Genomic DNA, 610 nt, shown 5'->3' with positions numbered 1-610 from the left:
AGGCCCAGGTCGTCGCGCTGCGCGACGTGTCGGTCTCGTTCGAGGCCGGCGCCTTCACCGCCATCATGGGCCCGTCCGGCTCAGGCAAGTCCACCCTCATGCACTGCCTCGCAGGTCTGGACACCACCGACCGCGGCACCGTCGGCGTCGGCGACACCACCATCACCGGCTTGAGCGACAAAGCACTCACCAAGCTGCGCCGCGACAAGATCGGCTTCATCTTCCAGCAGTTCAACCTCCTGCCCACCCTCACCGCCGAGGAGAACATCACCCTCCCGGCCGCCATCGCCGGCGCCAAAGCCGACCCGGACTGGATCAAGCGGATCATCGACACCCTCGACCTGACCGACCGGCTCGACCACAAGCCGACCGAGCTCTCCGGCGGACAGCAGCAACGCGTCGCCTGCGCCCGCGCCCTCGCCGCCCGCCCCGACGTCGTCTTCGCCGACGAACCCACCGGCAACCTCGACACCCGCTCCGGCACCGAAGTCCTCCAATTCCTCCGCACCAGCGTCGACGAATTCGCACAGACCATCGTCATGGTCACCCACGACCCCACCGCCGCCGCCTACGCCGACCGCGTCATCTTCCTCGCCGACGGCCAAATCGT

Annotated in this window: 1 protein-coding gene; it reads left to right on the top strand. The window is 68.4% G+C overall.

What is annotated here, in order from left to right; all coding sequences use genetic code 11:
* Positions 1-610 (top strand): ABC transporter ATP-binding protein (locus JFB92_RS25020; RefSeq protein WP_199044682.1); only part of this gene is annotated, 610 nt, incomplete at both ends.

The sequence above is a fragment of the Glycomyces salinus genome, assembly GCF_016428645.1.
In the GTDB taxonomy this organism is placed as follows: domain Bacteria; phylum Actinomycetota; class Actinomycetes; order Mycobacteriales; family Micromonosporaceae; genus Glycomyces; species Glycomyces salinus.
This window is presented reverse-complemented; position numbering and strand designations above follow the sequence as displayed.